Raw genomic sequence first — 14003 nt, 5'->3', positions numbered from 1 at the left:
CTGTCCTTCCTTAGAACATGTTCAAAATGAACTCAAGAACCGCGATAACGCCAAACGCAATAAAGCGCAATGCAAAAATCGCAATGATTGGGGAAAGATCAAGCATGCCGCCAATCGGTGGAATGAATCTGCGGAAAATGCCGAGATACGGTTCTACCAATTTGCCAAGCCATACCCCAATAAAACTCTCACGTGCATTTGGCAACCAGGACAATAATACGTAGCCAATAATCATAAAGCTGTAAATGCTCTGTAGATTCATAATTAACGAAGAAACAGTCAATCAAGGTCACCTCATCTTATTGTAATCAATATCCTCTGCCAGCATTTCGGTAATGGCGCCTTGAATTTCTACAGAATCCGGTGTGCACAGGAAGATGTTTGGCCCAAGCTTCGAAATGTGGCCGTTAAGCGCGTAAACCGTTCCGCTTAAGAAATCAACAATCCGTACAGCCAAATCCGTGCGTACACGCTGTAAATTCACGATAACCGCCCGGCGCGAACGCAGATGGTCGGCAATATCTTGCGCTTCATCGTAAGAGCGAGGTTCGCTTAGCACGACGCGTACGCTCTTCTGCGAATGAATGCTTACAATATTGTTGTTATTGCCGCCTTTGGAGTTTCTACGTGCTTCGAACGGAGAAGTTTCAACTTCCGGTTCTTCCGGTTGCTGCTGTACAACTCTTTCGCGTTCTACAACCTCTTCTTCCTCCTGAAGACCAAGAAAGTTCATAAATCGGTTCATTACACTCATGCTCTACCCCTCTTTTCCAACGAGTATCGTTCCTAATCGAATCCAGGTTGCGCCTTCCTCAATCGCCACTTCGAAATCTCCTGACATACCCATGGATAGTTCCGTCATTGGCTCCGGGAGGATCGAGCGCTCATTCATCTCGTTCTTCAGATCGCGCAACGCGCGAAACACCGGCCTCGTCTCTTCTGCTTCCGTCTCATAAGGCGCCATCGTCATTAAACCGATTATGCGCAGCGATGATAATTCCTTAACCTTAGTTAGAAATGCCGGAAGCTCTTCAGGCTCAAGACCGTGCTTCGACTGTTCCCCTGATACGTTAACCTGGATAAAGCAAGGAACGGTAAGACCAAGCTGGGAAGCCCGTTTGTCGATCGCCTCCGCTAACGACAGACGATCAAGCGAATGTATGTATGTAAATTTACCGATGACGTCTTTTACCTTGTTTGTCTGCAGGGATCCGATGAAATGCCAGACGGCTTGTCCGCCGTACTCATCCGTTTCGCTGCCGCTTATGGCTTCCCATTTTTCCTTTGCATCCTGCCAGCGGTTCTCGCCAAGATGCTGGAGTCCAAGTTCATATGCCGCCTCCGCTGTCGCCAAGGCCACATATTTCGTAACCGCAATAATGTTCACTTCATCACGGCTGCGGCCGCTTTTCTCACAGGCGGCAGAAATTCGGCGCTCCACTTCTTCGATTCTGACTTGCAATGCTTCTTTAATCGCGTTTGTCATTCGTTCACCTTTCCCGGATACCGATCCAGCTGGCCATTCGGCCTGTTTTGCCGCCCTCTTTCCGGTGGGAGAAAAATTGATCCGTACTGCATCCCGTGCACCACTGGGATAATTCGATATGAATCGGCAAAATTCCTGCTTTCAGCATAATGTGTCGGTTAATTTGTTTTAAGTTTACCATAGCTTTACCGTTTTCCACCAATGTCATCATAAGTTCAGGGTCAACCGTCAGCTCTCGCGCAAGTTCCTCTACCAATGGTTGAAGCTTATCAATCACAAAACCGTCTACTTCATAACAGCAATCGCTAATCGACGGACCGATGGCGCAAAGAAGTTCCTCGGGTTTCGTTCCGTACTGTTCCTGCATCGCTTCGATCGTCCGTGTCGCAATTTGCTGTACGGTTCCTTTCCAACCCGCGTGCGCCAAGGCTACCGCTTGATTCTCCGGATCATAGAAATAAAGCGGAACGCAATCCGCGTAAAAGGATGCCAGCAGCACCCCGGGTATATTCGTCATCAGACCGTCAGTATCCGCAATCGCGGAAGCGCGGGACTCTCTACCCATTCCACGCTCGCTTTCCGTTACCTGAAATACTTCGCAGCCATGCACCTGTTCACCGCAAGTCCAAGCCTCGAACGGCCAACCGATCGCTTCCGTTATAAGCCGACGATTGCGAACAACGTCTTCATCCGCATCTCCTACGTGAAGACCTACATTTAACGATGCCCACGCATCTTCGCTGACTCCGCCGCCCCGGCCGGTAAATCCGGCGGTCAGCCGGTTATTGCGATCCATCCAGGATGGCAATAAAAAAAGCGAAGGTCCCTTCGCCGTTGGTACAGATTTAAACGATTCCATACGGGCACTCACCTCTGTAAGCAGTTTAACCTGTTATGTGCGCGCGTGCAAATCTTCTTCTTCCAGTTTCTTGCTTCCTTCATCCAATCGTACGAGTACCACGTCCGCCCCGATCTTCACAATATTGCGCCACGGGATGACAACCTCGGTTCCGCCGTTGCCGAACATCCCAAGAAATCTTGTAAATTGCGGAATAACAATAGCATCAATGCGGCCTTGGCGAAGGTCCAGTTCAAGATCGCTGATCTGCCCCAGCTTTTTGCCGTCCACAATATTAATAACATCCTTTGTTTGAAAATCGGATATTTTCATTTGCGCTTCACCCCTCTTCACGGGATAAACACCCTCACTAATCTATATGTACAAAACGCCCAAAATGTCCTGTTCCCGAAAAAAAACAATTCGGACTTGTCCTTATTTCCAGCCATGAACAACAAAAAAACGGTGCCAGACGGCACCGTTCATGTTTTGACATGCTTTTGCATTTGTTGGATCGCGGACTTCTCCAGCCTGGATACCTGAGCTTGCGAAATACCGATTTCGTCGGCTACTTCCATCTGCGTCTTGCCTTCAAAGAAGCGCATGGATAAAATCATTTTCTCGCGGTCGTTCAGCTTGTGCATCGCCTCGCGAAGGGCAATTTCTTCAATCCAAGAAACATCTTTATTCTTGTCATCGCTGATCTGGTCCATCACATAGATGGGATCTCCACCGTCATGATAGATCGGTTCAAAGAGCGAGACCGGATCTTGAATCGCGTCTAGTGCAAATACGACATCTTCTTTTGGTACGTTTAAGGCTTCGGAAATTTCAAAGATCGTTGGTTCACGCGAATTCTGATTCGTCAGGCTGTCACGAACCTGCAGCGCTTTATAGGCAATATCCCTAAGACTCCGCGATACGCGGATAGGATTATTGTCACGCAAGTAACGGCGAATTTCTCCGATAATCATCGGTACAGCGTAGGTGGAAAATTTGACGTTCTGGCTAAGATCGAAGTTATCGATTGCCTTCATAAGTCCGATGCAGCCGACTTGGAATAAGTCGTCCACAAACTCTCCCCTATTGTTAAACCGCTGAATGACACTTAGAACCAGCCTTAAATTGCCGTTAACTAATTTCTCTCTTGCTGCCCATTCATTCTGGGTTTGTAGTGCGGTAAACAACTCCCGCATTTCGGCATTGGTCAGGACAGGCAGTTTCGCGGTATCCACTCCACAGATCTCGACTTTATTTCGGGTCAACGTGATTACCTCCCAAGGAGAAACATTAATGTACATTATCTCCCTGGACCCCTATTTTATTCTTCCGAATCAGGGGTATCTGTTGCCCCGAAAATGGGTATACCATTACACCATTTTGTTGAATTCTTTACGCAGCCGCTTGATAATCCGCTTCTCAAGACGGGAGATATAGGACTGGGAAATGCCCAATAAATCGGCTACATCCTTCTGTGTTTTTTCCTCGCCGTCCGCAAGTCCGAAGCGTAGTTCCATAATAATGCGTTCCCGTTCGGATAACTTATCTAACGCTTTATGAAGCAACTTACGGTCAACCTGCTCCTCGATATTCCGGTAGATCGTATCATTCTCCGTACCAAGCACATCCGACAAGAGCAGTTCGTTGCCATCCCAATCAATGTTAAGCGGCTCGTCAAAAGATACCTCTGTGCGCGTCTTGCTGTTGCGGCGCAGGTACATCAAAATTTCATTTTCAATACAACGGGAAGCGTAAGTGGCCAGCTTGATTTTTTTCTCCGGATCAAACGTGTTTACCGCTTTGATGAGGCCGATAGCTCCGATCGATACCAAATCTTCAATATGGATGCCGGTGTTCTCGAACTTACGCGCAATGTATACGACAAGTCGCAAGTTCCGTTCAATGAGCATCGCACGGATGGCGGTATCGCCGGATGGCAGCTTATCGAGCAAATATTCCTCTTCTTCACGGGTGAGGGGCGGAGGAAGCGCCTCGCTGCCGCCGATATAATAGATTTCTTCGCTTTTTAATCCGAATAAAAACAAAACACGATAATAATATAACTGCAGGACTAATTTCCACTTGACGAGCATCATCCGGCCCATCCCTCCCCAAATTGATGTTAGCGTTCATTCTTCTTCATCCGATCATTGGCTGTTTTGAACGAGTGACGGGTGGATAATCGCTTGGTAAGCGCTGTCCGATGAAAGTTTACCGCCATCGATGCCGACCAGCACCTTCCGTGTAACGAACACTTGACCTTCCCGCTCAATTTGTACATAATCCGGTTTTAATGCCAGCATAAATTGCGATCCTCGATTGATTCCTCTGTAGGGTACCAGTCGCAGTCGATCCTGCCAGGCAAACGATTCTTCTCCAAGTCCTGCAACCAGCCGATCCACTTGAGATTCCCGGATGCTCTTCATCCAGGATTCCGGCAGATCATCTTGCCACAAGTTTGCTTCAACAACCATAACTGGCGTCCGCGTTAACGGATCGTACAGCTGGTTCCCTGTGTCAATTAGTCCGGTGCATGTATGCTCCCGGTCGCCGATTTGAATTTTCACCTCGGCCAAATGGGTTTTTACCAGCTCCCTCTCACGCCGCTGAACATAAACCGAGCGGTATATGTAAATGCCGATACTAAAGGCCGCGACAAGATAAATAAATCCCATCTTCAGCTCGACCTGCATACCGCCATTTATAAAGGTGATCGTACGCCATACTTCGCCTGAGCCTTGCATCAACAAGTAATGAATACCGATTATCGCCCCCGCTGCAACAAAATTAATGGTGTAGAAAGCGGCGATATTTCTGAATAAGTTCTGGATTGACGAGAAACCAAACGCAACCCATAACATAAGAAGCGAAATCAGTATTTTTACAGCCAATGTAAATAAGATAGATAACGGCGGATAAAGCATGAGAACAACGTAACAAGCACCAATGCTGGATGCCGTCAACACCCGCCAAGGACGTGCCCGGATGTGACGTACCCAAGCGGTAGTCAGCAGTATGCTGCCATCAACAAGCAACTCCCGCATAAACATGACATCGACATAAACAGCCACAGCATCACCTTCCAGCGGGTTGGAACGACAACCTGTTGCCCTCCCTTCCAGAGAGAACGATTGACCCTAGTATATAAAAATCCTATTTCAAAGTCTGTCTAAACATGACGGTATGACATAGCTTTTTTTGTCGAGGGTAAAATGCGAGTTTATAGGGCTATAGGGTTGTTGCATAGTCTGGATTATGGTAATCTTTATCCATATTATCCCTATGGCAGTGAAGCACACGCCGCGTCTTCAGGATGAATTCTTTCCTGTGACGTGGCTTTTTTTATTCCCATTTGGCGAGGAGCGTGACCGGATTTGTCGTATGAGGAAGTTTTTAATAGTTGGTACGAAGATCATCTTAAGAGACGGAACGGTGAGAATAAAAGAAGATTGGCTGAAGGAGTGAGCCATGAGGGCAAGCTGTTTCTTGATAAAGTGTGGTGGCCTGCATTCTTGCAATTTGACCATCTTTATCCGGAGTTTGAGCTAATCGATTTCCGTGAGGGAAGGCGGTATCTTGATTTTGCCTATGTTGATGATGTCTTGAGGCTTGCTATTGAAGTAGACGGCTACAACACGCATGCCGCAGGCGTTAGCCGTTGGCAGTTCTCGGACAATTTAGCAAGGCAAAATCATCTGGTGATCGACGGCTGGGATGTCCTGCGTTTCTCTTACGATGATGTGAAGGACAAGCCGCGGATCTGCATCCAAACGCTGCAACAGTATTTCGGCTCGCGCTTGGGGCGTCCCAGGACAGATGAAGTGAGTGCGGACGAGATACTGGAGGCTGAGATTCTGAAGTATGCCATGCGGCTTGGCAGGCCCTTGAGACCGATTGATGTTCGAGCGCACCTACAAATCGGGGAAAAGCGAACTAGAACCCTATTACATAGTATGTTAGCAAATAACAAACTACTTAAGCATGGTTCCGGAGAGAAACGTGTCCGTTGTTACATTGTTAATAATGACAAACTTAAGTAACGGTTCTGCTTACGTGAGGCAGTTGCATTTATAGTAGGGTTGGTTGTCCTGTGTTAGCTTCCTTTGAAGCTTACAGCAGCTGCATTGGTTACTTTTCCACCCTGTTAGCCGCCTTTGGAGCTTACGGTGCCACGTTTGCATTTATGGTAGGGTTGGTTGACTTGTGTTAGCTTCCTTTGAAGCTTACAGCAGCAACATTGGTTACTTCTCCACCCTGCTAGCCGCCTTTGGAGCTTTCGGTGCGGCAGTTGCATGTAACGTAAGCCTGGTCGACCTGTGTTAGCTTCTTTTGATGCTTACAGCAGCAACATTGGTTACTCTTCCACGCTGTTAGCCGCCTTTGGAGCTTACAGTAGCAGCATTGGTTACTTTTCCACCCTGTTAGCCGCCTTTGGAGCTTACGGTGCGGCAGTTGCATGTAACGCAAGCCTGGTCGACCTGTGTAAGCTTCTTTTGAAGCTTACAGCAGCAGCATTAGTTACTTTTCCACCCTGTTAGCTGCCTTTGGAGCTTACGGTGCCACGTTTGCACGTTTGGTTGGTTAGCTTGATCTACAAAAAAAATAACGCCTGACCGGAGTACCGGTCAGGCGTTATAAGATTAACGGTCGTTGCGACGGTTGCGCAGGAACGCGGGGATTTCGAGCTGGTCGCTCGAAGTCGATGCGCCAAACGGCTTAACCGGGGCAGCTTGCTGCGAAGCCGACGCAGGCGTCGGTGTCGGGCGTGCTTCCGGCTCAGCTTGCGGCTGAGGCGCACGGCGAGTTGCAGCGGTTGGCTTGCTCTCGAAACCTGTTGCAATAACCGTAACCTTGATTTCATCTTTCAGATCTTCGTCAATAATTGCACCAAAGATCATATTTACTTCCGGATCGGAAGCGGAGATAACGATCTCGGCTGCTTCATTGACCTCATACAGGGACAGGTTGCTGCCGCCCGTAATGTTCATGATTACGCCGCGAGCGCCGTCAATGGACGTCTCGAGCAACGGGCTCATGATGGCTTTCTTAGCCGCTTCTGCTGCACGGTTCTCGCCTGTGGCGATACCGATACCCATCAGCGCCGAACCGCGCTCCGTCATGATCGTCTTCACGTCCGCGAAGTCAAGGTTGATCAGACCAGGTACCGCGATCAAGTCGGAGATACCTTGTACCGCTTGACGAAGCACGTTGTCCGCTTCGCGGAATGCTTCGAGCATCGGAGTCTTCTTGTCTACAATCTCAAGCAAACGGTCGTTAGGGATTACGATCAGCGTATCTACCTTTTCCTTCAACGCTTCGATACCCAGCTCCGCTTGCGCGGAACGTTTACGGCCTTCGAACGTGAACGGACGAGTAACTACGCCAACCGTAAGAGCACCGCATTCGCGCGCAATCTCGGCGATAACCGGAGCTGCGCCAGTACCCGTACCGCCGCCCATGCCGGCCGTCACGAATACCATGTCCGAACCTTTCAATTGCTGAACAACCAATTCTCTCGACTCTTCAGCCGCCTTTTTGCCTACCTCTGGATTAGCACCCGCGCCAAGACCACGAGTCAGCTTATCGCCGATTTGCAGCTTATGCTCGGACTTTGCCAGATGCAAAGCTTGCGCATCCGTATTTACCGTTATAAAATCGACGCCTTTAACGCCGTTTTCGATCATTCGATTAACCGCGTTGCTACCGCCGCCGCCAACACCAATGACTTTTATTTGAGCGAGTTGCTCTAGATCCAAATCGAACTCCAACATCTTCCATTTTCCCCCGATCAAATAAATTCGCTAAACATATTTTTCAACCGTTCGAACATACCGGGTTTGGATGAAGCGGTGGTACCCGACTTGCGGCTTGCCGTTTTCTTCCCTGTACTTGTTGCTGCTCCTCGTACTCCCATATATTTCGACACGTATTGGATCATTCCTACCCCGCTGCTATACGCAGGGTCGCGCACACCGATATAATCCGGCGACGCGATGCGAACGGATGACTCCAGCTCCGCTTGCGCAAGCGCCAGCGTACCCGGCATCGTCACAGAACCTCCAGTGAGTACGTATCCGTTCACTTTGTCTCCGTAACCAAGATTGCGCACTTCCTGACGGACAAGATGGAAAATCTCTTGCATGCGCGGCTCGATAATGCTAGCCAAATCCACCTGGGAAAACTCTTTCTCTACATTGCTTCCCATGCGAGTTACTTTGAATTTCACGTCTTCAGCAGCATCGGCAACAAACGCGCAGCCGTATTTCAGCTTGATCTTCTCCGCTTGTTCCGACTGTGTGCGCAGTCCATAAGCGATATCATTGGTGACATATTCACCGCCGATCGGCAATGTCGATATCGCGGCAAGGCTGCCTTGCTCATAAATCGTAATCGTTGTAGAACCCGCACCGATATCCGTAAGTACGGTTCCCATTGTTTTCTCGTCTTTCGTAAGCGACATGACGCCAGAAGCAAGTGACATAAGGATCACGCCCGAAATCTGCAGTCCGGCCTTCTCTACGCAGCGCATTAAGTTATGTATAGCCGTCTTTGCACCTGTTACAATGGTCGCTTCAACCTCAAGCCTTACGCCGATCATTCCGCGAGGATCCGAGATGCCTTCCAAGCCGTCAACCAAAAATTGCTTCGGTACCAAATTAATAATTTCTCTCTCAGGAGGAAGCGCGACAACCTTGGCCGCTTGAATAACACGTTCGATATCTTCCTCGCCTATTTCACGATCCTCATTGGATACTGCAACAACGCCACGATTCGTCTGAAGTGCAATGTGATTCCCTTGAATCCCAACATAGACGTCTGATATTTGAATGCCAACCATTCTTTCCGCATGCTCAATCGCGCTGCGAATCGACTGCACGGTCTGGTCAATATCTACAATAGCTCCCTTGCGAATACCCTCCGAGTCGGCAGATCCAACTCCAATAATATTAATGGATCCGTTGTTCACTTCACCAATAATAGCACGAACTTTGGATGTACCGATGTCCAAACTGACGATGATGTCGTTACTGCTCAACCCGCGGCACCTCCCGTTTCAACTAATAAAATAAACACAAGAATAGGGTTTAAACATTCGTCCTTGTACATATTCAACGCCTTTGATATATTCCCTCTTTTTTCTACAAAATTTTCATTTCCCTAATGTGGCGGCCTTTTATGCCCTTGTTATGTGTGTGAGTGAATGCTTGACCATCTTATGAAAATACATAAATCTGTGAATAAAATTCTACCATTCTTTCAACCTATTGAGTAGTCTCTTTTTGGTCAGATTCCATATTTTCTGAAGCATTACTATTAAAAGGAACATAAGTGTCCGCGAGAAGCATCGTTATTTTGCCAGGCTCCTGCGTCTCGATTACCGCGTTGAGCGCTTCGATCTTCTCCGCGAGCAGGGACACAGCCGTAATGACCTCGAATTTGGTTCGCGTATAGATCTTGATCCGGTCCGGATATGCCTTCGAAGGGAACGGAATAATCTCTGAAAGGTCCGATAGTTGCTTTTCCGAGATTTGCCCCAGCTGCTTGGTCAGCTCGGCACGGTTCGGGTCGTCCGGCTTCCAGCCGGAGAGCACGGGCTTGTCCATAAGAAATTCGTCGCTTAATGCCGAAACGTTCGTGCCGTTCGACAGAATAGCGGCCATTTCGCCGCTAGCGGACAATTCAAACGCAACAACGGGAAATTCTTTGACCGTAATTTTGACATTGCCAGGGAAGGACTTGACTACGCTTGCTTCTTGAATCGGCTTCAAAGCTTTGGTGAGGCGTCTTTCAACTGCGCTCCCCGACACACCGAAATAGGCGTCTCCTGCGGTAATGCCCGTGGCTGCCTGAATATCGCTTTTGGACGTATATTGCGCGCCTTCTATTGTTATCGTCGTAATCTTGCTAATCGATGAGTTGAAAAATAATACAGATAAGAGAATAACAAACAATAAAAAAAGAACGGCAAGCAGTTTGCGGCTTCCTTTTCTTTTTCGCTGCTCCGGTTCTTTCAATACAGGCACTAGCTCGCTCATAACTTGTCCCTTCCTTCTAAAAAAACATCCGGACCTCCTTATTGGCAGGGCCGGTCGTTTCTATCCAGCTGCGATTATTACCGTTTAACTCTTCGGTACAGGAGAATACCTTGAAATGCGCGCGCCGAGTCTGCCAAGCATGGTCTCTATGCAATCATAGCCACGGTCAATATGATGGATTTGCTCAACGATTGTTTTGCCTTGCGCAGCCAATCCGGCAATGACCAATGCCGCTCCTGCTCTGAGATCCGTTGCTTCTACGGTTGCACCGTACAGACGCGGTACGCCGCGGATAAAGGCCGCATTCATATCCACCCGGATATCGGCACCCATGCGGGTCAATTCATCCACATGCTTCAGACGCCCTTCAAAGATCGTTTCCTTCAAAATGCTCACACCGTCCGCCAGCGCAAGAAGCACCATCACCTGCGACTGAAGATCGGTCGGGAAGGCAGGGTACGGAGCCGTTACGACTCTTTCTACTGCTCTTGGCCGCCCGGGGCAGCCCACTTTGATTATATCACCGTCAACTGCGATTTGAACACCAGCCCGGCGGAGTACATGAATGAGGGAAGATAAATGCGCTGGGTTTGTATTTAAAAGAGTCACCTGACCGCGTGTTGCGGCAGCTGCTACCATAATTGTGCCGGCGACGATTCGGTCCGGTATTACCTGATACGTACAAGGTGTTAGCGACTGTACCCCTTCGATCGTAATGGTATCCGTTCCGGCACCCATGATTTTTGCGCCCATCGCGTTCAGAAACTTTTGCAAATCTTGAATTTCCGGCTCGCGGGCCGCATTACTAATCGTAGTGCGTCCTTCGGCAAGCACGGCTGCCATCATAATGTTTTCCGTTGCTCCAACGCTTGGGAAGGCCAGATGAATATCAGCACCTTGCAATTGATCCGCTCTGCAAATAATCCGGTTGCCGATCTCCTCAATTTCTGCGCCGAGAGCTTTAAGTCCTTCCAAGTGAAGATCGATTTTTCTCTCACCGATTGCACAGCCGCCAGGCTGATACACCTGCGTCTCTCCAAATCTAGCTAATAACGGACCCATCAAAAAGATCGACGAGCGCATCTGCCCCATTAACGATTCCGGAACATGGGAGGTATGTGCAGTTTCCGTATTCAGAATAACTGTATCTCCCACATGCTCAGCGCGGCATCCTAATTCGCGCAAAATGTTAAGCATTACTTCGATATCGCGCAGCCTTGGCACATGTTCAATGGTTAACGTGCCTTCTGCAAGCATACAGGCTGCCAATATCGGCAAAGCGGCATTTTTCGCTCCTTGGATAACAATGGATCCTGAGAGTGGTTTCCCGCCTTCAATCACCAATTTGTCCAATGTATCACCTCCGAATTACCGCTCACCCACCACCAATACTTCCGGCACCAGTTGAACGCCGTAGCGGTCCGCTATCGTACCTTGAATGTGCGACATGAGGGTGAGAACGTCTTCAGCTGTCGCTTGCCCTGTGTTTACTATGAAGTTGGCATGAAGCTCCGAAACTACCGCTCCCCCGAAACGAACACCCTTTAAACCCGCCTCTTGAATCAATCTAGCAGCAAAATCACCCGTCGGGTTACGGAACACGCTGCCTGCGCATGCAAGCTGCAGCGGCTGCGTGCGTAACCGCCGTTCCTTGTTAGTCGCGAGTACTGCCGCTATCTCATTGCGGTCTCCTTCTGCAAGCTCGAACGTAGCTTCTAGAACGACGCCTTTCACCTCGTGAAGGATAGAGTGGCGATATGAGAATTGCATCGCCTCCCGATCGAATCGAACCAATTCACCTGTCTCCAGCACAATCTCAGCTGATCTAAAAATACGTGACACATCCGATCCATGCGCGCCTGCGTTCATATAGACAGCTCCGCCTACCGAACCCGGAATTCCCCCCGCGAACTCCAAGCCAGATAGACCTTCCTTGCCCGACATGACCGATAGCTTAATGAACGAATAAGCTGCACCCGCATGCGCGAGCGTTCCTTCAAAACGCACGTAATCTAACCCGTCTTTCGTTTTGATCACTACGCCGCGAATACCTTTGTCGCTCACCAGCATATTGGAGCCGCGTCCCAGATTCGTCCACGGTACGCCATGCTTATGAAGCAGGCGGATGGCCGACACGAGCTGATCTTTGCCGTGTGGGATAAACAGAACATCAGCGGGTCCGCCGATTTTCCAAGTCGTATGTTTTGCAAGCGGCTCATTGTACAAGAGTTGGCCGAGACCTGCTTGTTCCAATTCCGTTATATAGTTTTCCATGTTGTCGAACCTCCTTTTAGCTTCTTGTTGAGAGAGTGCGGATTCCGCTGTAGGCTTAAGCACTGCTGCTGTCTGCCATAGCGTTAGTGACTAATGCCCCGAGCAGGGCGACGGTCACGATTTATAGAGTATCTTATGCCCTCTCCATACTGAATGTGACAATCGCCCAGGCAACCTGCGCAAACACAAAAATGGACGTCAGGAAGCCGCCTCGAAAGGCGGCGCCATGCCGGCCATTTACGCCAATATGCAATCCCTCGATTATCTTGAATAACGGGATATATTGAGCAAAATGCCAAGAGCGGTAAGCAATAACGTCAATGATGATCCGCCGTAGCTGATCAGCGGCAGCGTGATCCCGGTAACCGGCATCGCGCCGATTACGACACCAATGTTAATGAGCACCTGAACGCCCACAATCCCGGTAATCCCTACCGCCAGCAAGCTGCCAAACGTGTCGGGAGCCGATATAGCCGTCCGGATCCCTCTCCAGACCAATATCATAAATAACAGGATAAGCGCCGCGCCTCCAATAAAGCCCAACTCTTCGGATATAATGGAGAAAATAAAATCGGTCTGCGGCTCCGGCAAATAGCTGAATTTCTGGCGGCTCATGCCAAGCCCAAGCCCTACTAACCCGCCCGGCCCTATCGCGTACAGCGATTGTATAATCTGATAGCCTGTACCAAGCGGATCCGCCCAAGGATCCAGAAAGCCCGTAATCCTCTTCATCCTATACGGTTCGGCAATAACTAGCCCTATTAGTCCCAGTAGTCCGCTGGATCCAAGAAGTGCCAAATGGCTGATCCTGGCACCTGCCGCAAATATAAGGATTAGCGATGCTCCAACCATCACCGCGCCAGACCCTAAGTCAGGCTGCAACATGATCAAGCCGAAAGCTAGTCCAACGAGGCCAAGAGGAGGAAGCAGCCCTTTAGTAAACAAAGTAATGGTCTGCTGTTTCTCCGACAGCCATTTGGCGAGAAACAAAATCATCGCCAGCTTCATAAATTCAGACGGCTGTATGCCAAACGAACTGATCCCCAGCCAACTGCGGGCACCGCCTCGCACAACCCCGATCCCCGGTATAAGTACGATAATAAGCAGAACGAAGCAGATGATAAGCGCAAGCTTCGCCCATTTTTTCCACACCAGATAATTCATGTTCATCGTAAATGTTAACGCAAACACGCCTAATACGGCAAATATAAGCTGACGCTTCACGAAATAGAATTTATCGCCGTGATCATGGAAAGCAAGCACAGCGCTCGCGCTATATACCATTATTAATCCAATCGTCAGGATAAGCGCGATAGAGACGATCATCCAAACGTCCGGGGCGGACCTGGCTTTGGCCATAGCAAACACA

Annotated in this window: 15 protein-coding genes; 1 reads left to right on the top strand and 14 read right to left on the bottom strand. The window is 49.2% G+C overall.

Annotated features, from left to right (window positions below; all coding sequences use genetic code 11):
• Window positions 1–10: 10 nt before the first annotated feature.
• The 8 genes from QQK89_RS13130 to spoIIGA form a co-directional block, all read right to left on the bottom strand.
• Window positions 11–262 (bottom strand): YggT family protein, encoded by a 252-nt coding sequence (locus tag QQK89_RS13130; RefSeq protein WP_284239197.1) that lies wholly within the window; start codon window positions 260–262, stop codon window positions 11–13.
• A gap of 27 nt (window positions 263–289) precedes the next feature.
• Entirely contained in the window at window positions 290–754 is a 465-nt protein-coding gene (locus QQK89_RS13125) for a cell division protein SepF (protein WP_284239021.1), read from the bottom strand.
• A gap of 3 nt (window positions 755–757) precedes the next feature.
• Window positions 758–1486: a YggS family pyridoxal phosphate-dependent enzyme gene (locus QQK89_RS13120; RefSeq protein ID WP_284239020.1), complete on the bottom strand. Its 729-nt coding sequence runs from the start codon at window positions 1484–1486 to the stop codon at window positions 758–760.
• A gap of 4 nt (window positions 1487–1490) precedes the next feature.
• Window positions 1491–2345: a peptidoglycan editing factor PgeF gene (gene pgeF / locus QQK89_RS13115; RefSeq protein ID WP_284239019.1), complete on the bottom strand. Its 855-nt coding sequence runs from the start codon at window positions 2343–2345 to the stop codon at window positions 1491–1493.
• A 33-nt stretch (window positions 2346–2378) separates the two neighbouring features.
• Window positions 2379–2657, bottom strand: a complete 279-nt coding sequence (locus QQK89_RS13110; RefSeq protein ID WP_284239018.1) for a PRC-barrel domain-containing protein — start codon at window positions 2655–2657, stop codon at window positions 2379–2381.
• 149 nt (window positions 2658–2806) lie between these two features.
• Entirely contained in the window at window positions 2807–3589 is a 783-nt protein-coding gene (sigG, locus tag QQK89_RS13105) for an RNA polymerase sporulation sigma factor SigG (protein WP_015845451.1), read from the bottom strand.
• Window positions 3590–3694: 105 nt separating this feature from the next.
• Window positions 3695–4417: an RNA polymerase sporulation sigma factor SigE gene (sigE, locus tag QQK89_RS13100; RefSeq protein ID WP_015845452.1), complete on the bottom strand. Its 723-nt coding sequence runs from the start codon at window positions 4415–4417 to the stop codon at window positions 3695–3697.
• A gap of 54 nt (window positions 4418–4471) precedes the next feature.
• A complete protein-coding gene (gene spoIIGA / locus QQK89_RS13095; RefSeq protein ID WP_284239017.1) occupies window positions 4472–5395 on the bottom strand; it encodes a sigma-E processing peptidase SpoIIGA in 924 nt (307 codons plus the stop codon).
• Window positions 5396–5698: 303 nt separating this feature from the next.
• Between spoIIGA and QQK89_RS13090 the strand changes: the two genes are divergently transcribed.
• A complete protein-coding gene (locus QQK89_RS13090) occupies window positions 5699–6364 on the top strand; it encodes a DNA-binding response regulator (protein WP_284239016.1) in 666 nt (221 codons plus the stop codon).
• A gap of 600 nt (window positions 6365–6964) precedes the next feature.
• On the opposite strand, the gene ftsZ is transcribed toward QQK89_RS13090, so the two are convergent.
• From ftsZ to spoVE, 6 genes are all read right to left on the bottom strand, one after another.
• Window positions 6965–8095, bottom strand: coding sequence for a cell division protein FtsZ (gene ftsZ, locus QQK89_RS13085; protein ID WP_284239015.1), 1131 nt, complete (start codon window positions 8093–8095; stop codon window positions 6965–6967).
• A gap of 17 nt (window positions 8096–8112) precedes the next feature.
• Window positions 8113–9360, bottom strand: coding sequence for a cell division protein FtsA (gene ftsA, locus QQK89_RS13080; RefSeq protein WP_284239014.1), 1248 nt, complete (start codon window positions 9358–9360; stop codon window positions 8113–8115).
• Between the two features lie 226 nt (window positions 9361–9586).
• Window positions 9587–10360, bottom strand: a complete 774-nt coding sequence (locus tag QQK89_RS13075; RefSeq protein WP_284239013.1) for a cell division protein FtsQ/DivIB — start codon at window positions 10358–10360, stop codon at window positions 9587–9589.
• A gap of 84 nt (window positions 10361–10444) precedes the next feature.
• On the bottom strand, window positions 10445–11713 hold the full coding sequence (gene murA, locus QQK89_RS13070) for a UDP-N-acetylglucosamine 1-carboxyvinyltransferase (RefSeq protein ID WP_284239012.1): 1269 nt from the start codon (window positions 11711–11713) through the stop codon (window positions 10445–10447).
• 15 nt (window positions 11714–11728) lie between these two features.
• Window positions 11729–12634: a UDP-N-acetylmuramate dehydrogenase gene (murB, locus tag QQK89_RS13065; protein ID WP_284239011.1), complete on the bottom strand. Its 906-nt coding sequence runs from the start codon at window positions 12632–12634 to the stop codon at window positions 11729–11731.
• Window positions 12635–12895: 261 nt separating this feature from the next.
• A complete protein-coding gene (gene spoVE, locus QQK89_RS13060; protein ID WP_284239010.1) occupies window positions 12896–13993 on the bottom strand; it encodes a stage V sporulation protein E in 1098 nt (365 codons plus the stop codon).
• Between the last annotated feature and the right edge of the window lie 10 nt (window positions 13994–14003).

The sequence above is a fragment of the Paenibacillus glycanilyticus genome (genome assembly GCF_030161375.1).
GTDB lineage: Bacteria > Bacillota > Bacilli > Paenibacillales > Paenibacillaceae > Pristimantibacillus > Pristimantibacillus glycanilyticus_B.
The sequence above is the reverse complement of the archived record's forward strand: the minus strand, read 5'-3'. Positions and strand labels throughout refer to the sequence as shown.

What these genes read in the sequence shown, in the direction of transcription:
- spoVE (WP_284239010.1), bottom strand. Translation starts at nt 13,993, where the DNA reads ATGGCCAAAGCCAGGTCCGCCCCGGACGTTTGGATGATCGTCTCTATC.
- QQK89_RS13130 (WP_284239197.1), bottom strand. Translation starts at nt 262, where the DNA reads ATGAATCTACAGAGCATTTACAGCTTTATGATTATTGGCTACGTATTA.
- ftsZ (WP_284239015.1), bottom strand. Translation starts at nt 8,095, where the DNA reads ATGTTGGAGTTCGATTTGGATCTAGAGCAACTCGCTCAAATAAAAGTC.
- QQK89_RS13125 (WP_284239021.1), bottom strand. Translation starts at nt 754, where the DNA reads ATGAGTGTAATGAACCGATTTATGAACTTTCTTGGTCTTCAGGAGGAA.
- pgeF (WP_284239019.1), bottom strand. Translation starts at nt 2,345, where the DNA reads ATGGAATCGTTTAAATCTGTACCAACGGCGAAGGGACCTTCGCTTTTT.
- QQK89_RS13120 (WP_284239020.1), bottom strand. Translation starts at nt 1,486, where the DNA reads ATGACAAACGCGATTAAAGAAGCATTGCAAGTCAGAATCGAAGAAGTG.
- murB (WP_284239011.1), bottom strand. Translation starts at nt 12,634, where the DNA reads ATGGAAAACTATATAACGGAATTGGAACAAGCAGGTCTCGGCCAACTC.
- sigE (WP_015845452.1), bottom strand. Translation starts at nt 4,417, where the DNA reads ATGCTCGTCAAGTGGAAATTAGTCCTGCAGTTATATTATTATCGTGTT.
- QQK89_RS13110 (WP_284239018.1), bottom strand. Translation starts at nt 2,657, where the DNA reads ATGAAAATATCCGATTTTCAAACAAAGGATGTTATTAATATTGTGGAC.
- QQK89_RS13075 (WP_284239013.1), bottom strand. Translation starts at nt 10,360, where the DNA reads ATGAGCGAGCTAGTGCCTGTATTGAAAGAACCGGAGCAGCGAAAAAGA.